Source organism: Comamonas terrigena NBRC 13299, assembly GCF_006740045.1.
Taxonomy (GTDB): domain Bacteria; phylum Pseudomonadota; class Gammaproteobacteria; order Burkholderiales; family Burkholderiaceae_C; genus Comamonas; species Comamonas terrigena.
Map to the genome: position 1 here is coordinate 574169 of NZ_AP019749.1, position 24338 is coordinate 598506.

General features: G+C 65.8%; 20 protein-coding genes and 1 riboswitch. Of the genes, 16 read left to right on the top strand and 4 right to left on the bottom strand.

From position 1 onward, the window contains the following. Positions 1-39: 39 nt before the first annotated feature. Positions 40-1668 carry a peptide chain release factor 3 gene (locus tag CT3_RS02630; RefSeq protein WP_066540786.1) on the bottom strand — a complete coding sequence of 543 codons (1629 nt, stop codon included), beginning with the start codon at positions 1666-1668 and terminating at the stop codon, positions 40-42. Between the two features lie 213 nt (positions 1669-1881). Here CT3_RS02630 and CT3_RS02635 point away from each other — a divergent pair, with 213 nt between their 5' ends. The 12 genes from CT3_RS02635 (at position 1882) to CT3_RS02690 (ending at position 17270) form a co-directional block, all read left to right on the top strand. Then, the gene (locus CT3_RS02635) at positions 1882-2241 is read left to right on the top strand and encodes a DUF1304 domain-containing protein (RefSeq protein WP_066540788.1); all 360 of its coding nucleotides are present in this window, start codon (positions 1882-1884) and stop codon (positions 2239-2241) included. 146 nt (positions 2242-2387) lie between these two features. After that, a complete protein-coding gene (kdpF, locus tag CT3_RS02640) occupies positions 2388-2483 on the top strand; it encodes a K(+)-transporting ATPase subunit F (RefSeq protein WP_066540019.1) in 96 nt (31 codons plus the stop codon). A gap of 114 nt (positions 2484-2597) precedes the next feature. Further along, the gene (gene kdpA / locus CT3_RS02645) at positions 2598-4304 is read left to right on the top strand and encodes a potassium-transporting ATPase subunit KdpA (RefSeq protein ID WP_066540022.1); all 1707 of its coding nucleotides are present in this window, start codon (positions 2598-2600) and stop codon (positions 4302-4304) included. 56 nt (positions 4305-4360) lie between these two features. Continuing rightward, positions 4361-5074 carry a K(+)-transporting ATPase subunit C gene (gene kdpC, locus CT3_RS02650; protein WP_066540025.1) on the top strand — a complete coding sequence of 238 codons (714 nt, stop codon included), beginning with the start codon at positions 4361-4363 and terminating at the stop codon, positions 5072-5074. Between the two features lie 3 nt (positions 5075-5077). Then, complete coding sequence (gene kdpB, locus CT3_RS02655) at positions 5078-7168, top strand: potassium-transporting ATPase subunit KdpB (protein WP_066540029.1); 2091 nt, start codon at positions 5078-5080, stop codon at positions 7166-7168. Positions 7169-7196: 28 nt separating this feature from the next. Next, positions 7197-9893, top strand: coding sequence for a sensor histidine kinase (locus CT3_RS02660; RefSeq protein ID WP_066540032.1), 2697 nt, complete (start codon positions 7197-7199; stop codon positions 9891-9893). Between the two features lie 35 nt (positions 9894-9928). Further along, entirely contained in the window at positions 9929-10636 is a 708-nt protein-coding gene (locus CT3_RS02665) for a response regulator (protein ID WP_066540035.1), read from the top strand. A 26-nt stretch (positions 10637-10662) separates the two neighbouring features. Beyond that, positions 10663-10761: riboswitch (S-adenosyl-L-homocysteine riboswitch) on the top strand. A gap of 74 nt (positions 10762-10835) precedes the next feature. After that, positions 10836-12266: an adenosylhomocysteinase gene (ahcY, locus tag CT3_RS02670; RefSeq protein WP_066540037.1), complete on the top strand. Its 1431-nt coding sequence runs from the start codon at positions 10836-10838 to the stop codon at positions 12264-12266. Positions 12267-12421: 155 nt separating this feature from the next. After that, positions 12422-14404 (top strand): methyl-accepting chemotaxis protein, encoded by a 1983-nt coding sequence (locus CT3_RS21125; RefSeq protein ID WP_282597779.1) that lies wholly within the window; start codon positions 12422-12424, stop codon positions 14402-14404. A 179-nt stretch (positions 14405-14583) separates the two neighbouring features. Continuing rightward, a complete protein-coding gene (locus CT3_RS02680) occupies positions 14584-15579 on the top strand; it encodes a TlyA family RNA methyltransferase (RefSeq protein ID WP_066540790.1) in 996 nt (331 codons plus the stop codon). An 11-nt stretch (positions 15580-15590) separates the two neighbouring features. Continuing rightward, positions 15591-16430, top strand: a complete 840-nt coding sequence (gene metF / locus CT3_RS02685) for a methylenetetrahydrofolate reductase [NAD(P)H] (protein WP_066540041.1) — start codon at positions 15591-15593, stop codon at positions 16428-16430. Between the two features lie 72 nt (positions 16431-16502). Continuing rightward, positions 16503-17270, top strand: coding sequence for a septal ring lytic transglycosylase RlpA family protein (locus tag CT3_RS02690; protein ID WP_098066048.1), 768 nt, complete (start codon positions 16503-16505; stop codon positions 17268-17270). A gap of 119 nt (positions 17271-17389) precedes the next feature. On the opposite strand, the gene CT3_RS02695 is transcribed toward CT3_RS02690, so the two are convergent. Then, positions 17390-18292, bottom strand: coding sequence for a 23S rRNA (adenine(2030)-N(6))-methyltransferase RlmJ (locus CT3_RS02695; RefSeq protein WP_066540047.1), 903 nt, complete (start codon positions 18290-18292; stop codon positions 17390-17392). 307 nt (positions 18293-18599) lie between these two features. On the opposite strand from CT3_RS02695, the gene rplM reads away from it, so the two are divergent. The 4 genes from rplM to mdtD all read left to right on the top strand — a co-directional run bounded on the left by rplM (position 18600) and on the right by mdtD (position 21598). Continuing rightward, the gene (gene rplM, locus CT3_RS02700) at positions 18600-19028 is read left to right on the top strand and encodes a 50S ribosomal protein L13 (protein WP_066540049.1); all 429 of its coding nucleotides are present in this window, start codon (positions 18600-18602) and stop codon (positions 19026-19028) included. Between the two features lie 10 nt (positions 19029-19038). Next, entirely contained in the window at positions 19039-19431 is a 393-nt protein-coding gene (gene rpsI / locus CT3_RS02705; protein ID WP_066540051.1) for a 30S ribosomal protein S9, read from the top strand. 265 nt (positions 19432-19696) lie between these two features. After that, a complete protein-coding gene (erpA, locus tag CT3_RS02710; protein WP_066540053.1) occupies positions 19697-20062 on the top strand; it encodes an iron-sulfur cluster insertion protein ErpA in 366 nt (121 codons plus the stop codon). A 129-nt stretch (positions 20063-20191) separates the two neighbouring features. Further along, positions 20192-21598, top strand: coding sequence for a multidrug transporter subunit MdtD (mdtD, locus tag CT3_RS02715; protein ID WP_066540056.1), 1407 nt, complete (start codon positions 20192-20194; stop codon positions 21596-21598). Positions 21599-21703: 105 nt separating this feature from the next. On the opposite strand, the gene CT3_RS02720 is transcribed toward mdtD, so the two are convergent. After that, positions 21704-22840, bottom strand: a complete 1137-nt coding sequence (locus tag CT3_RS02720; RefSeq protein ID WP_066540058.1) for an anhydro-N-acetylmuramic acid kinase — start codon at positions 22838-22840, stop codon at positions 21704-21706. A gap of 96 nt (positions 22841-22936) precedes the next feature. Next, positions 22937-24307 (bottom strand): M23 family metallopeptidase, encoded by a 1371-nt coding sequence (locus CT3_RS02725; RefSeq protein WP_066540060.1) that lies wholly within the window; start codon positions 24305-24307, stop codon positions 22937-22939. Positions 24308-24338: the final 31 nt, after the last annotated feature.

Below are 24338 nucleotides of genomic sequence, written 5' to 3' on the forward strand. Positions count from 1 at the left end.
CCTGGCAGATGCGGGCTGTGTAGCGCATACCAGCGGCGGTCAGTGCGCGGATCCCAGGGCCAGGCCCGCATGCTCGCGCAAGGGGTGGAAGTGGATCTTGGGGAAGCGCTCCTGCGCCAGGCGCACGTCATACGGGCTGGTGCACAGATAGGCCAACGTGTCGGCGGCATCGTGCGCCAGGCGCAGGGGGTAGGCGTTTTCAAACTCGCGCAGCTCGGCAGGGGAGTCGGCCGTGATCCAGCGGGCGCCGGTGTACTGGCAGCCTTCCAGGCGCACGTCGCAGTCGTATTCGGTCTTCAGACGGTGCTGCACCACTTCAAACTGCAGCTGACCCACCGCGCCCAGCAGCATGTTGCCGCCCACATCGGGCTTGAACACCTGGATGGCGCCTTCTTCGCCCAGCTGCATCAGACCTTGCTGCAGCTGCTTGGTGCGCAGCGGGTTCTTCAGCACCACGGTCATGAACATTTCCGGCGCGAAGAACGGCAGGCCGGTGAACTGCAGGCTGGGGCCGTCGGTGATCGAGTCGCCCAGCTGCACGCCGCCGTGGATGGTGAAGCCGATGATGTCGCCGGCATAGGCCTCATCCACCGCCTCGCGGCGTTGGGACATGAAGGTGACCACGGAGGTGGGGCGCAGTTCCTTGCCGGTGCGCTGCACCTTCATCTTCATGCCGGGGGTGTACTTGCCGGACGCCACGCGCACGAATGCAATGCGGTCGCGGTGGTTGCTGTCCATATTGGCCTGCACCTTGAACACCACGCCCGAGAAGCCGCTGTCTTCGGGCTTGACCACGCGCTCTTCGCGGGTGCGGTTCAGCTCGGTGAAGGCAATGCGCTGGCCGGGCGGGGGCGACATGTCAACCACGGCGTCCAGCACTTCCATCACACCGAAGTTGTTCACGCCGGAACCGAAGAACACGGGGGTCAGCTTGCCTGCCAGGAAGGCCTCATGGTCCCATTCGGCCGATGCGCCCACGGCCAGTTCCATGGATTCCAGGGCATCGTCGAAAGCCTTGCCGAAGCGCGCGCGCAGCTTGTCGCCATCGCTCAGCGGAATGACTTCGAAGTCCTTGGGGCCCCGGTCGCTGCCGGGCGTGAACACCGTCATGCTCTGCGTGCGCAGATTGATGATGCCGCCAAAGGACTTGCCCTGGCCCACGGGCCAGGTGATGGGGCAGCAGGGCATGCCCAGTTCGCGCTCGACTTCGTCCATGATGTCCAGCGGATCGCGCACTTCCCGGTCAAACTTGTTGACGAAGGTGATGATGGGCGTGTGGCGCTGGCGGCAGACTTCGATCAGGCGGCGGGTCTGCGACTCCACGCCGTTGGCCGCATCGATCACCATCAGTGCCGAGTCCACGGCGGTCAGCACCCGGTAGGTGTCTTCCGAGAAGTCCTTGTGGCCGGGGGTGTCGAGCAGGTTGATCACATGGTCGCGGTAGCTCATCTGCATCACCGACGATGCCACCGAGATGCCGCGCTGCTTTTCGATCTCCATCCAGTCGGAGGTGGCGTGGCGCGAGGCCTTGCGCCCCTTGACGGCACCGGCAATCTGGATCGCACCCGAGAACAGCAGCAGCTTTTCGGTCAGCGTGGTCTTGCCCGCGTCCGGGTGGGAGATGATGGCGAACGTACGACGGCGCCGGGTTTCTGAGGCGTATGACACGGTATTGAGTGCGCGTGAAGGCAGGGCGGGCCGGCCAGGATAGAAGGGCGGCCATTGGTCTGCCAGCACGGCAGAGGGCCTGAAGCCCGCCATTTTAACTTTGGCCGCAAAGCGCTGCAGGCATGGGGGCAGGCCCTGCCGTGCAGAGAAGATGCGCCTGGGCGGCACTTATCCTCCATACTGCAGGCCCGATTGCCCTTGCTGGAGATTTCCATGGCCCTGGCCGCGACTGTCGTGACTGCCTTGATTGCGCTGCTGCACCTGTACATCCTGGTGCTGGAGATGTTTCTGTGGGACAAGCCTGTGGGCCGGCGCGCGTTCGGCATGTCGCTCGAGCAGGCCCAGGCGACCAAGACGCTGGCCGCCAACCAGGGGCTGTACAACGGCTTTCTGGCCGCAGGGCTGCTGTGGGGTCTGTGGTGGGGCGGCGCCGAAGGCCTGGCGGTGCAGCGTTTCTTTCTGGGCTGTGTGCTGGTGGCAGGCCTGTATGGTGCTGCCACTGCCAACCGCAAGATCCTGTGGATACAGGCAGTCCCCGCCGCGCTGGCCTTGCTGCTGGGCGGGTGGCGCTGACCCGGCTGCGAAGACGGCCGCTGCCTGACGGTCTTGATGCCATCTTGATACCGCAGATGGCAATCTCTACCCGTTCTTGACGGGGACATTTCTACATTTTCTCCATCGCAACCAGGCTGATTGAACAGCTTGCGGGAGGAAATGAAATGACCATGCACTGGATTGAAGCCCTGGCCGCCGCGGTGGCGTTGGGGCTGTTTGCCTATTTGGGCTATGCGCTGCTGCGCCCCGAGAAATTCTGAGGGGCTGCCATGCACGTGCTGCAAGACCTGATTTTTGTGAGCCTGACGGTGGTCTGCTTTGTCGGACTGCTGGGGGCAGTGCGCGCTTTGGCGCGCCTCTGAAAGGGGGACACCATGTGGTTACCCTGGATGGAATTTGCTGCCGTGCTGACGGTGGCGACCTTGCTGACCATACCCATGGGCAAGTGGCTGGCACGCTGCTTTACCAGTGAACACCATGGGTGGCTGGAGCGGCTGAGCTACCGCGCCATGGGCGTGAATCCGCAGGAGCGCATGGGCTGGCAGCGCTATGGCGCAGCCCTGGTGCTGAGCAATGCCGTGATGATGCTGCTGGGCTATCTGCTGCTGCGGCTGCAGGCGGGCCTGCCGCTGAACCCGCTGGCGATCGCGGCGCAGTCCCCGGATCTGGCCTTCAACACCGCCGCCTCCTTTATCACCAATACCAACTGGCAGGCGTACGCGGGCGAGAACAGCCTGAGCAATGCCACGCAGATGGTGGTCATCACCTTTCTGATGTTCGCCGGAGCGACCACGGGGGTGGCGGCCGGCGCGGGCTTTGTACGCGGTCTGGCACGTTCGAGTGCCCAGGACATCGGCAACTTCTGGGTGGACTTCGTGCGCGTGTTCTGGCGCGTGCTGCTGCCGCTGTCCTTCCTGCTGGCGCTGGTCTATGTGTGGCAGGGCATTCCGCAGACGCTGCACACCGAAGCCGTGGCGACCACGCTGGAAGGCGCCAGACAGCAGCTGCTGGTGGGGCCGGTGGCCAGCCTGGAAAGCATCAAGCACCTGGGCACGAATGGCGGCGGCTTCTTCAGCATGAATGCCGCCCACCCGTTCGAGAACCCGACGCCGCTGACCAATCTGCTGCACATTCTGGCGATGCTGCTGATCCCGGCAGGCATGACCTATGCCTTTGGCGCCATGCTGCTGCGCCGCAAGCAGGGCTGGGTGCTGTTTGCGGCCTGCATGGTGATGTTCATCGGCTTTCTGAGCCTGGTGTTCGTGGCCGAGCAACAGGGCAGCCAGCTGCTGGCACGTGCAGGCGCCGATCAGCAGTGGAGCCCGACCCAGTCCGGCGGCAACATGGAAGGCAAGGAGCTGCGTTTCGGCATTGCCGACACGGCCTTGTTTGTCACCGTCACCACGGCCGCCACCACGGGGTCGGTCAACGCCATGCACGACTCGCTGACCCCGCTGGGCAGCATCACGCCGCTGGCGCAGATGATGCTCAACTGTGTGTTCGGCGGAGACGGTGTGGGCCTGATCAATCTGATCCAGTACGCCATTCTCACGGTGTTTCTGGCCGGCATGATGATTGGGCGGACCCCCGAATTCCTGGGCAAGAAGATCGAGGTGCGCGAGATCAAGCTGGTCATGCTCGCGGTGCTGGTGCCCCCGGCCTGCATTCTGGGCTTCACGGCGCTGGCCGTGCTCTGGCCCGATGCGGCTGCCAGCCTCAACAACCGCGGCCCGCATGGCTTCTCGGAGATTCTCTACGCCTATGCCTCGGGCACGGCCAACAACGGCTCGGCCTTTGCCGGACTGAATGCCAACACGCCGTTCTTCAACACCACCATCGGCCTGGCCATGCTGGCGGGGCGCTTTCTGACGCTGCTGCCCATGCTGGCCGTCGCCGGCAGCCTGGCCGCCAAGGCCACCGTACCCGCCGGCCCCGGCACGTTCCCGACGGCCACGCCGCTGTTCATGGGGCTGCTGGTGTTTGTCGTGCTGGTGGTGGGGGGGCTCACCTTTCTGCCGGCGCTGGCGCTGGGCCCGGTGATCGAGCATCTGCAGATGCTGGTCGGCCACCTGTACGCATAACGCCCATCCTGCCAACGGTCTGCCGCCCTGTGTGGCGGCAGACCCCGGAGCAAACCATGAAAACATTGAATCAAACGCTTTCCGCTGCCCTGGTCCCCCACCACGCCGCAGCACAGCCGCAGGCGCCATCCGCCTCCTGGCCCCGGTTACTGGGTAGCAGCGTCCGCGCTGCCGTGCTGGTGATGGTGGTCTCGGGCATTGCCTACCCCTTGCTGACCACGGGGGTGGCGCAGGCGCTGTTCCCCCAGGCGGCCAATGGCAGCCTGGTGGAGCGGCAGGGGCAGATCGTGGGCTCCGCCCTGATCGGCCAGCAGTTCACCGGGGCGCAGTACTTCCATGGCCGCCCCAGCGTCACCATGGCCCCGGATCCGCAGCAGGACGGGGCCAGCATTCCCGCCCCCTACAACGCCGGCCTCTCGGGTGCCAGCAACCAGGGGGTGACACACCAGGATCTGTCAGCGGCCGTGGCGCAGCGCGTGGCGCAGTACCGCGCCGACAACGGCCTGGCGGCCGATGCTGCGGTGCCGGTGGATGCGGTCACTGCCTCGGCCTCGGGGCTGGATCCACACATCTCGCTGGCCAATGCCTTGCTGCAGCTGCCGCGCGTGGCGCAGGCACGCCAGTTGCCTCCGGAACGGGTGCAGGTCCTGATGGAACAGGCCACCGCGCCGCGCAGCCTGGGTGTGCTGGGCGAGCCGCGGGTGCATGTGCTGCAACTCAATCTGGCACTGGATGCCCTGCAGTCCAGCCACCAACCGGGGAAGGAGTAAGCCATGCGTGCTCAGAAAATGGGGGCAGGCCACAGCCTGCTGGATGCCCAGCTGGTGAAGTTGGCGCTGTGGGATGCGGTGCGCAAGCTCTCGCCCCGGACGCAGTGGGCCAACCCGGTGATGTTTGTGGTGTACCTGGGGGCGGTGCTGACCAGTCTGCTGTGGGGACAGAGCCTGCTGGCACCGGATGGCCAGAGCGATGGATTTGTGCTGGCGATTGCGCTGTGGCTGTGGTTCACCGTGCTGTTTGCCAACTTCGCCGAGGCCTTGGCCGAGGGCCGCAGCCGCGCCCAGGCGGCCAGCCTGCGTGGCATGAAGCGGGACACCGTGGCCAAGGTACTGCAGCAACCGCAGGTGGGCAGTGCATGGATTCCGATACGGGCCAGCGAGCTGCGCAAGGGGGTGGTGATCTATGTGGAGGCGGGTGACACCATCGCCCTCGATGGCACGGTGATCGATGGCGTGGCGTCGGTGGACGAAAGCGCGATCACCGGCGAGTCGGCCCCCGTGATCCGCGAGGCCGGCGGCGACTTCTCGTCCGTGACCGGCGGCACGCGGGTGCTGTCGGACTGGCTGGTGGTGGAGGTCACGGTCAATCCTGGCGAGTCGTTTCTGGACCGCATGATCTCCATGGTCGAGTCGGCCAAGCGCCAGAAGACGCCGAATGAAATGGCGCTGACGATCCTGCTCGTGGGGCTGACGCTGGTGTTTCTGCTGGTCATTGTCACGTTGTGGCCGTTCTCGGCTTTCGCGGTGGCGCAGGCCGGCACCGGGTCGGTGGTCGGCATGGCGGTGCTGATTGCGCTGCTGGTCTGCCTGATTCCGACCACGATCGGCGGCCTGCTGTCGGCCATTGGCGTGGCGGGCATGAGCCGCATGATGCAGGCCAATGTCATCGCCACCTCGGGCAGGGCGGTGGAGGCGGCTGGCGACGTGGATGTGCTGCTGCTGGACAAGACCGGCACCATCACGTTGGGCAACCGCCAGGCCAGCGAATTCCTGCCTGCCCCGGGCGTGAGCGCCGCGCAGCTGGCCGAAGCGGCCCAGCTGGCCTCGCTGGCCGATGAAACCCCGGAAGGCCGCAGCGTGGTGGCCCTGGCCAGGGAGCGCCATGCCCTGCCGGAGCGCCGCAGTGCGGATTTTCCGGGCGTGTTCGTACCCTTCACGGCCCAGACGCTCATGAGCGGGGTGGACCTGCAGGGCCCGCAAGGGGAGCGCAGCCTGCGCAAAGGGGCCGCGGATGCCGTGCGCCGGCATGTCGAGGCGCTGGGCGGCAGCTTTCCCGCTCCGGTGCAGCTGTCGGTGGACAACGTCTCGCGCAAGGGCAGCACGCCGCTGGTGGTGGCCGATGGCGCCAGGGTGCTGGGCGTGATCGAGCTCAAGGATGTGGTCAAGCCCGGCATGCGCGAGCGCTTTGCCGAGCTGCGCCGCATGGGCATACAGACGGTGATGGTGACCGGTGACAACCCGCTGACGGCTGCCGCGATTGCCGCCGAAGCCGGGGTGGACGACTACCTGGCCGAAGCCCGACCCGAAGACAAGCTGCAGCTGATCCGCTCGCACCAGGCGGCAGGCCGGCTGGTGGCCATGACCGGGGACGGCACCAATGACGCACCGGCCCTGGCCCAGGCCGATGTGGCCGTGGCCATGAACAGCGGCACCCAGGCGGCGAAAGAGGCCGGGAACATGGTGGACCTGGACAGCAACCCGACCAAGCTGATCGAGGTGGTGGAAACCGGCAAACAGATGCTGATGACGCGGGGGGCGCTGACCACCTTCAGCATTGCCAACGATGTGGCCAAGTACTTCGCCATCATTCCGGCGGCCTTTGTGGGCACCTACCCGCAGCTGGCCTCGCTCAATGTGATGCAGCTGCACAGCGCGGATTCCGCCATCCTGAGCGCGGTGATCTTCAACGCGCTGATCATCATCGCCCTGGTGCCGCTGGCCTTGCGGGGGGTGCAGTACCGCGCCGTGGGCGCCGCCATCCTGCTGCGCCGCAACCTGCTGATCTACGGTCTGGGCGGGCTGGTTGTGCCATTTGTCGGCATCAAGCTCATCGATCTGTTGCTGACCGCGCTGGGGCTGGTATGACACGGAAATCTTCGACAATGACTGTACAATGCCATTGACACCCAGCACCAGCTCCGCGCCTGCGCGCCCGGATCCCGATGTCCTCGTGGCCCAGCTGCAGGCCCAGCAGGCCCAGGCCGGGCGGGGCAAGCTGCGCATCTACTTCGGCTCCAACGCCGGAGTGGGCAAGACCTACGCCATGCTGGCGGCCGCGCAGCGTGAGCGGCTGGCCGGGCGCCGCGTGCTGGTGGGGCTGGTGGAAACACATGGCCGCGCCGAGACCGAGCAGCAGCTGCATGACCTGGAGCTGCTGCCGCGGCGCCCGCTCAACTACCTGGGCAAGCAGTTGGCGGAGTTCGATCTGGATGCCGCATTGGCACGCCACCCGGATGTGCTGCTGCTGGACGAGTTGGCGCACAGCAATGTTGCCGGCTCGCGCCACCCCAAGCGCTGGCAGGATGTGCAGGAGCTGCTGGAGGCGGGAGTCGAGGTGTGGACCACGCTCAACGTCCAGCACCTGGAGAGTCTGAACGATGTGGTGAGCGGCATCGTCGGCATCAAGGTCCATGAGACCGTGCCCGACCATCTGTTTGACGATGCCGACGAGGTCATCGTGGTCGACATTCCCCCGGAAGAGCTGCTCAAGCGCCTGAAGGCGGGCAAGGTCTACCCGCTGGAGCAGGCCGAGCGGGCCTCGCGCAACTTCTTCCGGCAGGGCAATCTGCTGGCGCTGCGGGAGCTGGCGTTGCGCCGCACGGCCGACCGGGTCGATGAAGACATGCGCGACTACCGGCGCGAACGCGCCATCGGCGATGTCTGGCCTACGCGGGAGCGCCTGCTGGTGGGCGTGGGCGGCCGCGCCGGTGACGATGCCCTGGTGCGCCAGGTGGCACGCCTGGCACGGCGGCTGGAAGCCGACTGGGTGGTGGTCTATGTGGATGCACCGCAGCGCCAGCACCGCCCCCGGGCGGCGCAGGAGGCCGTGCTCAAGACCCTGGCGCTGGCCGCGCGCCTGGGGGCGGAAACGGCCACCATTCCGGGAGCCCAGGTGGCGCAGGCCTTGGTGGACTTCGCACGCGAACGCAACGCCAGCCATCTGGTGCTGGCCAGGGTGGACCAGCCTTGGAACCGCTGGCTGCCTTGGCGTCCGGCCAGCCTGTCGGAGCAGATCGCCTTGCTGGACCCCGGTCTGGATGTGCTGCTGCTGTCCGTCAAAAAGGTCAAGCCTGACAGCAGCGTGCGCTTTCCCGTGGTGCGCGAGCAGGCGATTCCCTGGAAGGGCTATGGGGGCGTGACACTGGCCTGCCTGGCCGCGACCGCGCTGGCCGAGCTGCTGCTGCAGGTGTTCGACCCGGCCAATGTGGTCATGCTGTTCCTGCTGGTGGTGGTGCTGTCGGCCGTGCGCTGGGGGCGCGGCCCCGGGGCCTGGGCGGCCCTGTTGTCGGTACTGCTGTTCGACTTCTACTTTGTGCCGCCGCGCAATTCTTTCAGCGTCAACGACACACAGTACCTGTTCACCTTCTGCCTGATGCTGGGGGTGGCCCTGGTCTGCGGCCAGCTGACGGCGCGATTGCGCCATGAGGCGCGGGTGGCCGCCGAGCGCGAGCGGCGTGCCGGCGCACTGGCCAGGCTGGCGCGGGATCTGTCGGGTGCACTGACGCAGCAGCAGGTCACGCAGATTGCGCTGACCACGATTTCCGGCGTCTTTGGGGCACAGACTGGCTTGCTGCTGCCCGATGCCGATGAGCAGTTGCAGCTGGCGCAGGGCAGCGCAGGCGCGATCGATGCCAGCGTGGGGCGCTGGAGCATGGAGCATGGCCAGATGGCGGGTCAGGGAACGGACACCCTGGCCGCCGCGCCCGCGCTGTATGTGCCGCTGATGGCCCCGGTGCGCTCCCGCGGCGTGCTGGTGCTGCAGCTGAGCGCACCGCAGAAGCTGCGGGTGCCCGAAGAGCGCCGTCTGCTCGATGCCTGTGCCAGTCAGATTGCACTGGCGCTGGAGCGGGTGCATTTTGTGGACGTGGCGCAGCAGACCCAGATTGCCATGGAAGGCGAGCGCATGCGCAACACCTTGCTCTCCGCCGTGTCGCACGACCTGCGCACACCGCTGACCGGCATTCTGGGGGCGGCCCAAGCCGCACTGCCCCATGCGCCGCAGGGCCCGGTGCACAGCATGCTGGTGCAGATCCGCAACCAGGCACAGGCCCTGCAGCAGCTGGTGGACAACCTGCTGGCCATGGCGCGCCTGCAGCAAGGTGGCGTGCACCTGAAGCGCGAGTGGCTACCGGTGGATGAACTGGTGGGCAGCGCCCTGGCGCAGATGCGCGAGCGCCTGGCTGGGCATGTGCTGCACACGGCGCTGCCGACCGGTCTGCCCTTGCTGGAGCTCGACGCCGTGCTGATGGAGCGCGTGCTGGTCAATCTGCTGGACAACGCCATCAAGTACACCCCCGCAGGTACGGCGATCACCGTGGCGGCGGGTGTGGAGGGCGGAGACTGTGTGCTCAGCGTGCAGGACGCAGGCCCGGGCCTGCCCGCCCACCTGTCGGCGCAGCAACTGTTCGAGCCCTTTACCCGCGGGCAGTCGGAGAGCGCTGTGTTTGGCATGGGGCTGGGGCTGGCTTTGGCGTTGCGCATTGTGCAAGCCCATGGCGGCCGTCTGGAGGTGGAAGCGGCGGAGCCCGGGCCGGGAGCGGTCTTCCGCGTGCGCCTGCCTGTGCCCGAGCAGCCATCCATGGACGATTGAGCCGACAATCCCGTGCACCACCCGCAAACCCGAACATGACGACCGTCGCTCCCCGCATTCTGCTGATCGAAGACGATGCCAGCATCCGCCGCTTTGTGCGTCTGGCGCTGGAGGACGAAGGCTGGCAGGTCTTCGAAGCCGAGACCGCCAAGCGCGGCCTGATCGAGGCTGCCAGCCGCCAGCCCGATGCAGTGGTGCTGGACCTGGGGCTGCCCGATGCCGATGGCAAGACCGTGATTGCCGAGCTGCGCGGCTGGAGTCTGTTGCCGATTCTGGTGCTGTCCGCCCGCGAGCGGGAAGAGGAGAAGGTGGCGGCACTGGATGCCGGTGCGGATGACTACCTGACCAAGCCTTTTGGCGTGCCCGAGCTGCTGGCGCGCCTGCGTGCGATGCTGCGGCGCCGCCAGCAGGCGTCGGCCACCGACAAGCCCGGCACCAGTGCACGCTTTGGCAGCGTGACCGTGGACCTGGCAGCGCACGATGTGGTGCGCGACGGGGTGCCGGTGCACCTGACCCCCATCGAGTTCCGCCTGCTGGCGGCCCTGGTTGCCGGCCATGGCAAAGTGCTGACGCACCGGCAGTTGCTGCTGCAGGTCTGGGGAGCGGAATACCTGGACAGGCCCCACTATCTGCGCGTGCACATGGCCAATCTGCGGCAGAAGCTGGAGCAGGACCCTGCGCAGCCCGCTCACCTGGTGACCGAGCTGCAAGTCGGGTATCGGCTGGTCGGTCTGGCGGCTTGACCGGTCAGTGCCCGTATAATCCCAGCTCATCCGAGGAGCGTTGCAGCGTTCCCCAGTCCCGCCACCCGCGGGGCGTCAGCGGGGCGTGAGGCTCGGATTTCATCCCGCAACGACGCTCACCCACGCTTTCTGTGCGGTGAGACGGTATTTCCCCTTCTGCTTCAGAACGTGGTTTTTCATTCAATTTTTGGAGAAAACCATGAACGCTGCTGTTCGCTTCAACCCTGCCGATTCGGCCATCACCGACATTTCCCTGGCCGCCTGGGGCCGCAAGGAAATCAAGATTGCCGAAACCGAGATGCCCGGCCTGATGGCCGTGCGCGAGGAATTCGCTGCAGCCCAGCCGCTGAAGGGTGCGCGCATCACCGGTTCGCTGCACATGACGATCCAGACGGCCGTGCTGATCGAGACCTTGACCGCTCTGGGCGCACAGGTGCGCTGGGCGTCGTGCAACATCTTCTCGACCCAGGACCATGCAGCGGCGGCCATCGCTGAAACCGGCGTGCCGGTGTTCGCCATCAAGGGCGAATCGCTGAAGGACTACTGGGATTACACCCACAGCATCTTCGAGTTCGGCGCTGCCGGCACCGACAACGAAGGCCCCAACATGATCCTGGACGATGGCGGCGATGCCACCATGCTGATGCACCTGGGCAAGAAGGCCGAGAAGGACCTGTCCGTGCTGGCCAACCCCGGTTCGGAAGAAGAGAAGATCGTCTTCGCCGCCATCAAGGCCAAACTGGCCGTGGATCCCACTTGGTACAGCCGCAAGTCGGCCCAGATCCTGGGTGTGACCGAAGAAACCACCACCGGCGTGCACCGCCTGAACGAAATGTCGGCCAACGGCAGCCTGCTGTTCCGTGCCATCAACGTGAACGACTCGGTCACCAAGTCCAAGTTCGACAACCTGTACGGCTGCCGCGAGTCGCTGGTGGACGGTATCAAGCGCGCCACCGACGTGATGATCGCCGGCAAGGTGGCCGTGGTGGCCGGCTACGGCGACGTGGGCAAGGGCTGCGCCCAGGCCCTGTCCGCGCTGCGCGCCCAGGTGTGGGTGACCGAGATCGACCCGATCAACGCCCTGCAGGCCTCGATGGAAGGCTACAAGGTCGTGACCATGGAATATGCCGCCGACAAGTGCGACATCTTCGTGACCACCACCGGCAACAAGGACATCATCCGCCACGAGCACATGCTGGCGATGAAGGATGAGGCCATCGTCTGCAACATCGGTCACTTCGACAACGAAATCGACGTCGCGTCGATCGAGAAGTACGAGTGGGAAGAAATCAAGCCCCAGGTCGACCACATCACCTTCCCGGACGGCAAGAAGATCATCCTGCTGGCCAAGGGCCGTCTGGTGAACCTGGGCTGCGCCACCGGCCACCCCAGCTTCGTGATGTCCAACTCCTTCGCCAACCAGACCCTGGCCCAGATCGAGCTGTTCACCCGCCCCGACGCCTACGAAGTCGGCAAGGTCTATGTGCTGCCCAAGGTGCTGGACGAGAAGGTGGCACGCCTGCACCTGAAGAAGGTCGGTGCCCAGCTGACCGAGCTGACCGAAGCCCAGGCCGCCTACATCGGCGTGAAGAAGGAAGGCCCTTACAAGCCTGAAACCTACCGTTATTGATGGGCGGAGGCCGTGGCAGCCGTTGGCTGCCACGGTGCATGACCTGCGGGCTTGACTTCAGCTTGCCATGTGAATGCCGAAATCATGGGTGCAAGGCCCCGTACACAGGAGGCCGATTCATTTTCGGATCGCATACAACAAGGAGAAGCCAGGTCATGAGAGGTTTGTTTCAGCCCGCTGTGGCATTGATGTCGCGTTTGCGACTGGGTCCCAAATTCCTGTTGGCGGGCATTCCGCTGCTGCTGATGCTGGGGCTGGTGGGTGCCATGGCGGTGCAGCGCTACCAGGCGCGGGTGCAGGCACTGGAGGCCAAGCGTGCCGCGGTGGCGCTGATGGCCGATCTGGTGGAGTGGAACCAGGTGCTGATCGAAAGCCGCCGGGTGGCCATCACCGGCCAGGCCGGCGATGCGGCGCTGATGCAGTCCTTCCAGCGCCAGGCGGCGGTGGTGGACAAAACCCTGGCCAAGATCGAAGCCCGCGTCGCGGCGCAACAGCGCTATTACGACATGCGCAAGGAAACCGAAGGCCTGCAGCAAGGCTGGAAGGAGTTGCAAGGCAAGATTGCCGCGCTGCCGGCCGATGCCGACTTCGCGCAAAAAGCCTTTGCCGCCCATGCGCCCGAATACGCGCGCCTTTACGCCTTCATGCGCGATCTGGGCAACCGTTCCGGTCTGGCGCAGGATCCGGATGCCGATATCTTCTACCTGGGCTACCCGCTGGCCAACCACACGCCGTCCACGGCCGGCATTGCCGTGCGCATTGCTGCCTACGCGCTGCTCAATGTGAGCCGTGGCGTGGTGGATACCAAGGACAAGGTGTTCTACGAAGTGACCGAGGCGCGCCTGAACGACACGTTCTCGGGCGTGGAAACCCAGTTGTCGCAGTCCATGCAGGCCAATGCCGCGGTGCAGCAGGCGCTGGGCGCGCGCTTTGACGCGCTCAAGGCCACGTCCAAGGAGCTGCTGGGCTATGTGCGCAAGCACTTCACGCTGGTGGACCAGGTGGCGGTGTCGCAGCAGGAGGTGCAGACTGCTGCCCAGCCGACTATCGATGCGGCCTGGGCACTGGTGTCGCAAAACGGCGCAGTGCTGGACCAGCTGCTGGCCGAGCGCGGCGCCGAGGCGGCCACCCAGCGCAACCTGCTGGTGCTGCTGCTGGCGCTGGGCATTGGCGCTTCGGTCTATCTGTATGTGGGCGTGTACCTGAGCATGGCGGCCAGTCTGGCCCAGGCTTCGCAGGCGGCCAAGGCGATTGCGGCCGGCGATCTGGGCACGGTGCAGGCACCGGTGTCCAAGGATGAATTTGCACGCCTGCTGGAAGACCTGCGCAGCGCCGACCGGGCGCTGGCCCAGGTGATTGCCGGGGTCAAGGAATCGTCGGAATCGATTGCCACGGCGACCAGCGAGATTGCCTCCGGCACACAGTCGCTGAGCAGCCGCACCGAGCTGACCGCCAGCAGCCTGCAGCAGACGGCAGGCTCCATGGCCCAGCTGACGGATGCGCTGTCGCACAGCCGGGGTTCGGCCGATTCGGCGCGCCAGCTGTCGGTGTCGGCCGGGGATGTGGCGCGGCGCGGGGGCACGGTGGTGCAGCAGGTGGTGCAGACCATGGATGCCATCAACCAGAGCAGCCGCAAGATTGCCGACATCATCGGGGTGATCGACGGTATCGCCTTCCAGACCAATATCCTGGCGTTGAACGCGGCGGTGGAAGCCGCCCGCGCCGGTGAGCAGGGCCGGGGCTTTGCCGTGGTGGCCAGCGAGGTGCGTGCCCTGGCCGGGCGCAGTGCCGAGGCGGCCAAGCAGATCAAGGACCTGATCGGCAGCAGTGTGGGCAAGGTGGACGAAGGCGCCCGCCTGGTCAGCGAAGCCGGGGCCACGATGCACGAGATCGTGGATTCGGTGGTGCGGGTGGACGCAGTGATCGGGGAGATCTCGGTTGCTGCGGGTGAGCAGAGCCAGGGCATTGCGGAAATCAATACCGCCGTGGGCCAGCTGGACGACATGACACAGCAAAATGCGGCCCTGGTCGAACAAAGTGCGGCAGCTGCCGAAAGCCTGCGTGAGCAGGCCCGGCTTCTGGCCGAGGTGGTGGGCAACTTCCGCATCCATGGCGGTGGGGAGCGCCGCCTGACATAAGGAGAAGGTGTGGTGCATGCGCCCGCCTTCATAGCACAAGCTGATAGTGGCTTGTGTCCATTCATAGAGAGTTGGGCTGTGCTGGGGCACCGGGATCGGTGGTTGCAAGCACAACCCGCTTGGAAAACAGGCGCAGGCCGCACACAGCGGCCTGCCCGGTGAAGCTGAAGGAGAGCGCGATGCGCGCAGACGTTTTTTTGGTGGAGGCAGGCCATGCCGCCACCCGATCGCAGGCCCAGCGCCTGATTGCAGCCGGTGTGCAGTGGCGCACCATGCCCCTGGCCCCGTGGACCCAGGTGGCCAAGAACGGTGACGACATTCCCGCAGGTGCGCAAGTGCAGCTGCTGGACGCGTCCGAGGCCAAGTACATCTCGCGCGGCGGCCTCAAGCTCGAAGGCGCGCTGGCTGCGGCGGGCCTGCAGGTGAGCGGCCTGCGCTGCCTGGACGTGGGGCAGAGCACTGGCGGCTTCACCGACTGCCTGCTGCAGGCCGGGGCTGCCCAGGTGATCGGTGTGGACGTGGGCCATGACCAGTTGCATGAACGCCTGAAGAGCGATCCGCGCGTGGTGGGCGTGGAAGGGCTGAACGCCCGCGCCATGACTGCCGAATCGCTGGTGCAGGGCTGCGAGGATGCGCTGTCCGAAGTCATCGAAGAGCAAGAAGACAACGACACCCAGCCCCAGGCCCCCTATGCCTGGATGCGCAATGGCGGCATGGTCGATGAAGACTATGACGACAGCGAAGACGCCAAGGAGCAGGACATCGAGTCCTTCAAGGCCGAGCGCGCCGCCAAGGACAAGGCCCGCGCAGACGGTACGGCGCCGGTGGAGCGCCGCCGCAAGCCGGGGACCGAGGACATCGACATCACGCCGGTGTTCGACTTTGTCACCGGGGATGTGTCCTTCATCTCGCTGACCCTGATCCTGCCCCAGCTGGTGCCGCTGATGGGCCCGGGCGCGCCGCTGCTGATGCTGGTCAAGCCCCAGTTCGAGCTGCAGCCCGGCCAGATCGGCAAGGGCGGTATCGTGCGCGACCCGGCGCTGTATGCCGAGGTGGAGCAGCGTATCCGTGCCTGCTGCAAGGAAGTGGGCCTGAAGGTGGTGGGCTGGTACGACAGCGCCATCGAAGGCGGCGACGGCAACCGTGAATTTTTTGTGCACGCCACCAAAGCGTGAGGAAGACCCCGATGGCGCAGAACGATTCGACCGCATTCCCGGTCAGCTTTGAATTCTTTCCCACCAAGACCGCCGAAGGCGCAGCCAAGCACGTGAACGTGCGCCAGGAGCTGTACGCCCGCAAGCCGGAATTCTGCTCGGTGACCTATGGCGCCGGCGGCTCCACCCAGGAAGGCACGTTCCGCATGGTGCAAGCCATCCAGGACGAAGGCGTGGCCGCAGCGTCGCACTTTTCCTGTGTGGGCGCCACCCATGCCAAGGTGCGCGAGGAACTGGCACAGCTCCAGACCATGGGCGTCAAGCGCATCGTGGCGCTGCGCGGCGACCTGCCCAGCGGCTACGGTCTGGGCGGTGAATTCCAGTACGCCAGCGACCTGGTGGCGTTCATCCGCAAGGAGTTCGGGGACTGGTTCCACATCGAGGTGGCGGCCTACCCCGAGACCCATCCGCAGGCCAAAAGTCCGGATGCCGACCTGCAGGCGTTTGCGACAAAAGTGAAGGCGGGAGCCGATTCGGCTATCACACAATACTTCTTCAACGCCTACTACCGCTTTGTGGAGGGAATTCAAGCACTTGGCATCCAGATCCCGGTCGTCCCGGGTATCATGCCGATCACTAACTCTTCCCAACTCATGCGCTTTTCCGATGCGACTGGCGCTGAGATTCCCCGCTGGATCCGCCTGCGACTGCAGGCTTTCGGGGACGACGTGGCTTCCATCCGTGCCTTCGGGCTGGACGTGGTCACGCACCTGTGCGAGCAGCTGCGCAGCCAAGGCGCGCCGGGCCTGCACTTCTACACCATGAACCAGAGCACAGCGACCTTGGAGCTGTGCCGTCGCCTCGGGCTCTAAGGGCTGCGGTTTGTTCCGCTGATTCCGCCTGCGGTGGTGGCACCACCGTCTGTGCGTGACAGAGGACATTGCATGCCATCCATCTGCCAAACTGCGGGAATCGTCTCCCGGGCGGCACGCCATCGCTGGGCAGCGGCCTGGACGGTGACGTTATTCATCAGCGGCTGCGCCCCGCTGCCCACCACGCCGGAAGGCACCGCCACAGCCACGCCCACCCAGGCGGGTGCGCCCATTCCCGAAGGCACCAACGCCCGCCCCAGCCGCTGGGGCTGGTGGAGCCACGACCGCAAGGGGGCCGAGGCCCTGGCCAAGGCCGCTCCCAAGCCGCCCAAGCTCAGCGACAAGCTCGATCCGGCGGCGCAAACCGCGCCGGATGCCCGGGACAGCGACCAAAAGGGGTTGGCCTCCTGGTACGGCCCCGGTTTTCACGGCAAGCTGACCGCCAATGGCGAGCGTTTCAACAGCGGCGAGCTGACCGCTGCCCACCGCTCGCTGGCCTTTGGCACGCGGGTGTGCGTGCGCAGCTCGGTCACCGGCAAGACGGTGGTGGTGCGCATCAACGACCGGGGGCCGTTTGCCAAGAACCGGGTGATCGACCTGAGCCAGGGTGCGGCCGAGCAGCTGGGCATGGTGGGCCTGGGGATCAAGCCGGTGGAGCTGTGGGCCCTGGCTGACGACGAATCCCAATGCCCGGGTGAGGACGATGATCTGGACGGCCAGCTCGAAGCGCGCCTGTCCGACCTGAGCCCCGACGCCCGCCGCGCGGTGGAGGCACACCGCCAGGCCCATGGCGAATCCACCAGCACGGTGGCCAAGCAGGTCAGCAAAAAGAAGAAGTGAGCGCCCGGGGTGCATGTGAAAATGGGTTCAAGGCGACACTTCCTTGAACCCTCTGTGCATTTTGGGGGAGGCCCCTCCGCTCCGCTTGGCGCAGCGGCGGGCCGCAGCCCTTTCTGGCTTTATTGGCCGGATTCCAGCGTGAACGCGGCGTGCTTGTCCTGGCCGAGCAGCTTGACCATCTGCGGCAGGGCGGTCTTGAGCTTGTCCTTGACGGTGTAGGGCGGGTTGATCAGGAACATGCCGCTGGCCGGCAGGCCGGGGCGCTTGCTGGGTTCGTCCTCGGTGGCGGACAGGGCGGCCGACTGCATCTTGCTGGATTTGACGGTCAGCGTGGCGTGCAGCCAGCCCTTGCCGGCCTTGGTGGCCAGGGTCTTGAGGCGGCGCGGCAGATCGTGCGCGTCCTGGCGGGCGATGATGGGGTACCACACGGCATAGGTGCCGGTGGCAAAGCGCGCCAGCGCGTCCTGCACCATGTCGGCCACGCGCAGGTAGTCGGTCTTGATCTCATAGCTGGGGTCGCACAGCACCAGACCGCGGCGCGACGGTGGGGGCAGCAGTTTCTTGACGCCGGTGAAACCGTCTTCCTGCGCAATCAGGATGCGCTTGCCCGGGTCGAGCTGGGCGATGTTGCCGGCCAGCGTGCGCGAATCGGTGGGGTGCAGCTCGAACAGGTGCATCTTGTCCTGGGGGCGCAGCAGGCTGTGGCTGATGAACGGCGAGCCGGGGTAGACGCGCAGCTTGTTGCCCTGGTTGAAGCTGGCCAGCACCTGCAGATAGTCCTGCAGCGCGGGCGCCAGCTGGTCAAACGGGGTGTCCAGCAGGCGCTGCACGCCTTCGGTCGCCTCGCCGCTGGTGTTGGCGTAGTCACCGTCCAGGCGGTACAGGCCGGCGCCGGCATGGGTGTCGATCACGCTCAGCGCCGTGTCCTTCTGCGTCAGGTGTTGCAAGGTGGCGATCAGCACGGTGTGCTTGAGCACATCGGCGTGGTTGCCGGCATGGAAGGCGTGGCGGTAGCTGAACATGGCAGTCGAAGGCGGTGGCCGCGGGGCGGCAGATGGTGTGAGGGTAGGGCGAGCAGGCCTTTCCCGGTGTGGTGTGGTCGCCACCGTGGCACAAAAACGGGTGCACTGGTAGGGGCGTTCCCCCCTATTGGACGCTATTTCGTATAATGGCGGGCTTCGCAGCGATTTTATGGGTCCCGCGGCGAAGGTTGAAACTCCGGTTTGAACATCCCCGCCTAAGAGGCTTCCTTTAAAAGACTTGTCTTTTTCAAGAAGAAGCACCGACCGCGGAAAAGGGCCCGCCAAACCCTCTTGAAAGAGAAAACTCATGTCTACATTCAGCGCAAAGCCCGCTGAGGTGCAACACGAGTGGTTTGTGATTGACGCCACCGATAAGGTGCTCGGACGTGTCGCCAGCGAAGTGGCACTCCGTCTGCGCGGCAAGCACAAGGCCATTTACACACCTCACGTTGACACCGGCGACTTCATCGTCATCATCAACGCCTCCAAGCTCAAGGTCACTGGCACCAAGAACCTGGACAAGGTGTACTACCGTCACTCCGGTTTCCCCGGCGGCATCACTGCCACCAACTTCCGCGATCTGCAAGCCAAGTTCCCTGGCCGTGCTCTGGAAAAGGCCGTCAAGGGCATGCTGCCCAAGGGTCCCCTGGGCTACGCCATGATCAAGAAGCTGAAGGTCTACGGCGGTGCTGAGCATCCTCATACCGCACAGCAGCCTAAGGCTCTGGAAATCTAAGGAGACTTGAATGATTGGTGATTGGAACAATGGTACCGGCCGTCGCAAGTCCAGCGTCGCCCGTGTATTCCTGAAGAAGGGCTCCGGCAAGATCACTGTGAATGGCAAAGACATTCAGCAGTACTTCGGCCGCGAAACCTCCATCATGATCGCAAAGCAGCCCCTGGTGCTGACTGGCAATGTCGAAGCTTTCGACATCCAGATCAACGTCCACGGCGGCGGTGAATCCGGCCAGGCTGGCGCTGCCCGCCACGGTATCACCCGCGCTCTGATCGATTACGACGCTTCCCTGAAGTCCGCACTGAGCCAAGCCGGCTACGTGACCCGTGACGCTCGTGAAGTCGAACGTAAGAAGGTCGGTCTGCGTTCTGCACGCCGCGCCAAGCAGTTCTCGAAGCGTTAATCCGCTTCTGCTGCAGGATGGTCTTCCTCCGGGAAGGCCATCCGCCAAAAAAAGCCGCCAAGCCTTCGGGTTCGGCGGCTTTTTTGTGGTCGCTCCCGCGCCGGCATGGTCCGGTACGGCCGCCCCTCCCTGGTCCGGGCGAAGTCCCCAGCGTCCTCCGGGGGCAAAGCCCCCACTTGCACTGTCGTCAAAGCTGGAAGCGGCAGCAATTCCCGAGCCCTTTGCTGTACCATTCGGGCCAATTCAGAACCATCGGAGTATCCCCATGAGCGCCGTTGCCGAAAACACCATCACCGAAATGCCGGCCCCCATCCTCTTCACCGACAGCGCAGCTGCCAAGGTGGCGGATCTGATTGCCGAAGAAGGCAATCCCGACCTGAAGCTGCGCGTCTTTGTGCAAGGCGGCGGCTGCTCGGGTTTCCAGTACGGTTTCACCTTCGATGAGATCACCAACGACGACGACACTACGATGACCAAGAATGGTGTGTCGCTGCTGATCGACGCCATGAGCTACCAGTACCTGGTCGGCGCAGAGATCGATTACAAGGAAGACCTCCAAGGTGCCCAGTTCGTGATCAAGAACCCCAATGCCAGCACCACCTGCGGCTGCGGTTCCAGCTTCTCGGTGTAAGCGCTTTCTGCCTGTCACGCGGGATGCCGCCGACACTGCGCCATCCCCTCCGATCCAGCCGCTGCACGCCAGCGGCTTTTTTGCGTCTGTTGCACGCATTGCCGTGCGAGTTTTGCTTCCCTGTTTCCCATGAGTGAATCCCTTGCCCCCCACCGTGAACGCCTGCTGTGGCTGGTGGCCATCGCCTTCTTTTTGCAGTCGCTGGATGCCACCATTCTGAACACGGCACTGCCGGCGATGGCGCAGTCGCTGGGCCAGAGCCCGCTGAAGATGCAGTCGGTGATCGTGGCCTATTCGTTGACCACGGCCATGCTGATCCCGGCCTCGGGCTGGGTGGCGGACCGTTTTGGCACCCAGCGGGTCTATGCCACGGCGATCGCGCTGTTTGTGCTGGGCTCGGTGCTGTGCGCGCTCTCGCCCAACCTGGGCTTTCTGGTGGCCGCGCGCGTGGTACAAGGGGTCGGGGGCGCCCTGATGATGCCGGTGGGCCGGCTGGCGGTGCTGCGCAGCCACCCCAAGGGTGAATTCATCCGTGCCATGAGTTTCATTGCCATCCCGGGCCAGGTGGGCGCGCTGCTGGGCCCCACGCTGGGCGGTGCACTGGTGGAAGTGGCCAGCTGGCACTGGATCTTCTGGATCAATGTGCCGGTGGGGCTGTTCGGAATGTGGGCCACACGCCGCTGGATGCCCGTGGGCGCGGAGCAGCCGCGCCGCAGTTTCGACGGCTGGGGCTATGCGCTGCTGTCGTTCGGCATGGTGGCGGTGTCCGTGGCGCTGGACGGCCTGTCCGGCATGGGTCTTGGTACGGCCCTGGTGGCGGTGCTGATGGTGTTTGGTCTGGCCAGTCTGGCGGCCTACTGGATGCACGCGCTGCGGGTGCCCGAGCCGCTGTTTCCGCCCGCGCTGTTCAGCGTGCGTTCGCTGCGGGTGGGCCTGCTGGGCAATCTGTTTGCCCGCTTCGGTAGCGGCGCTGCACCGTTCCTGATTCCGCTGCTGCTTCAGGTGGGCCTGGGCATGTCGCCCTTCCACGCCGGGCTGATGATGCTGGCCACCGTGGTGGGCAGCATGCTGGTCAAGCGCATCGCCGTGCGCACGGTGCAGCGCTATGGCTACCGCCGGGTGCTGCAGGTCAATTCGGTGCTGCTGGGTCTGGTGCTGGCCAGCTTCGGCCTGGTGTCGCCGCAGCAGCCGCTGGGCTTGCTGCTGGCCCAGCTGTTTGTGTTTGGCGGCATCAACTCGATGCAGTTCTCGGCCATGAATTCGGTCACGCTCAAAGACGTGGAAGGCGAGTTCGCCAGCAGTGGCAACAGCCTGCTGTCCATGGTACAGATGCTGTCCATGGGCATGGGGGTGGCGCTGGCCGGCGCACTGCTGGGCGGGTTCTCCGATGTCTGGAGCGCACTGGGCGACCAGTCGCTGCGTGCCATCCATGCCACCTTTGCCACCGTGGGGCTGATGACCTTGGCGTCCACCCTTGTGTTCAGCCAGCTCGATGGCGACGAGCGCGTGCGCCCGGCCCCGGACAGCGGCGACTGAAAAAAACCTGCCAGCCTGCGGGCGGGAGTCTGGCGATGCCCGCCAGATAGCGACAGTCCGGCAGGTGCCTGCCGCGCAGGCCGCGGTGCTGTTGAAAAGCTTTTTTCAGGCCGGGTAGATGGCGCCCAGCACGCGTGGGCCGCGCGCACCGGTCACCGCCGGCAGATTGCCCGGCAGGCCGCGCAGGCACTGGCGCGCGAGCCAGGCGAAGGCGGCGGCTTCCACCTCCAGCGGCGGCAGGCCGCGCGCGGCGGTGCTGCCCACCTGCACGCCTGGCAGCAGGGAGGCGATACGCTGCATCAGGTGGGCATTCAAGGCGCCGCCTCCGCAGACCAGCAGGGCACTGCCGCCCCGGCCCCAGCGGCGCACGGCATCGGCACAGCTGGCGGCGGTCAGCTCGGTCAGTGTGGCCTGGACATCCGCTGCAGCGGCTGCGGCTGCCTCTGGTATGGCGGCCAGGTGTGCAGTCAGCCAGTCGGTGTGGAACAGGTCGCGGCCCGTGCTTTTGGGGGGCTGCTGCGCAAAGAACGGCTCGGCCAGCAGGCGCTGCAGCAGAGGCTGCAGCACACGCCCGCTGGCAGCCCAGCGCCCGCCGTCGTCATAGGGCTGGCCGGTGTGGTGCAGGCACCAGCCGTCCATCAGCGCATTGCCGGGGCCGCAATCAAAACCTTGCACGGCACCGTCCGCACCCAGCACGCTCAGGTTGGCAATGCCGCCGATGTTCAGTACCAGCGTGGTCCGGCCGGCCTGGCCGAAGACGCCCTGGTGGAAGGCCGGCACCAGGGGAGCCCCCTGGCCCCCGGCGGCCACATCGCGGCTGCGCAGATCGGCGACCACGGTGATGCCGCTGCGTTCGGCCAGCAAGGCCGGGGCGTTGAGCTGCAGCGTGTAGCCCGTGCCGTCGAACAGCTGCGGGCGGTGGCGCACGGTCTGGCCGTGGGCGCCGATGGCGGCCACCTGGTCGGTCGCCACGCCGCTGCGTTGCAGCAACTGCTGCACCACCTGGGCGTAGTGGGCCACCAGGGCATTGGCCGCCAGGGCGGCGCGGTGCAGCTCGTCCTGGCCGCCGGGGGTGTTCAAGGCCAGCAGTTCGGCGCGTAGGCCGGGCGTGAAGCCGCAGCTGGCATGCTGCAGCACGCGGGTGCCGTGGCGGAAGTCCACCAGCACCCCGTCCACCCCGTCCAATGAGGTGCCGGACATCAGGCCGATGAAGAGGTCGGAAGCGGGAGTGGCAACGGTCATGGCGGACGGAAACGGTCGGGGCAACAGCAAAGGCGCAGTATGCCCCGGAAACGACAAAGGCCCCGGAGGGGCCTTTGCAAGAGAGGGTGGCGGCGCTTACTGGGCGCTGGCCTGCTGCACGGTCTGGGCCGAATCCAGCTGCATGCGCATCTGGGCAGAGTACTGCTTGAAGGCGGCTTCGTTCCGGCGGTCGATCGGTGCATCGGCCGCGTTCTTGGCCATCACCACCAGCGGATCTTCGTGCTTGCCGTTGACGCGGAACTCGAAGTGCAGGTGCGGGCCGGTGGCCCAGCCGGTGGAGCCCACGGCGCCAATGGTCTGGCCCTGTTCCACGCTCTGGCCCTTGCGCACATCGATGCGGCTCAGGTGGGCGTAGACGGTGACATGGTCGGCATTGGCATGCTTGACGAACACCACGTTGCCGAAGCCGTTCTGCACACCTGCGAATTCCACCACGCCGTCGCCGATGGTGCGGACCTTGGTGCCGGTGGGGGCCGCAAAGTCAGTTCCCAGGTGGGCCTTCCAGGTCTTCTGGATGGGGTGCAGGCGCATGGCAAAGCCGCTGGACACGCGCGAGAATTCCACGGGTGACGTCAGGTAGGCTTGGCGCAGGCTGCGGCCGTCCAGGTCGTAGTAGCTGCCGCGGCTGGCGCCTTCGGGCTGGTACCACATGGCCTGGTGGGTCTTGCCGTTGTTGTGGAATTCGACGCTCAGCAGGCGGCCGGCGCGCAGGGGCTCGCCGTCGGCTTCCAGGCTTTCGTAGACCACGGAGAAACGGTCACCCTTGCGCAGCGAACGGCGGAAGTCGATGCTGCCGGACAGCACATCGGCCATCTGCACGGCCACGCTGTCGGGAATGAACGCGGCATCGGTGGCTGCAAACAGCGAACTGCGGATGGTGCCGCCCGCCAGGCGCGAGCCCACGGTCAGCTCGGCCGTCTCGATGGAGGCCGTGAACTTGCCGTTGGCGTCGCGTTCCACGACCAGGCGCTGGAATTCATCGCTGTCGTCACTGGTGGTCCAGCGGGCGGTGAGCTTTTGCAGCTGGTGGTCGTTGGTGGCTTCGGCAGACACCAGACGGCCAGCGCGGCCCAGCAGGTTCTGGCGCACATTGCTGTCTGCACGCAGGAAGGCGGAAGCCGAGGGATCGGCAATGCCCAGGCGTTGCAGCAGCGCTTCTGCCGTGTCCGTGCCGCGCGTGTAGTCGCTGCGGTACAGGGTGAAGCTGTTCAGATCGGCCAGGTCGGCGAGCGATGTGTCTTCCACGAGGGAAGGCACAGTCTGTGTGATGGTGCGCACCGGCATGTCGGCCACGTCGGGGCCCAGCGATGCCACTGCAAACGCAGCACCGCCTCCGGAGAGCAGCAGGGCTGCCACTCCGCTGGTGACGCGCTTGGGGTGCTTTTGCACCAGAAGGGCCAGCCGTGCTAGCAAAGCACTGCCGGCAGATATCAAGCTGTCTTTCAAAACGATGTCCCTAGGGTCTGGCACACCACTG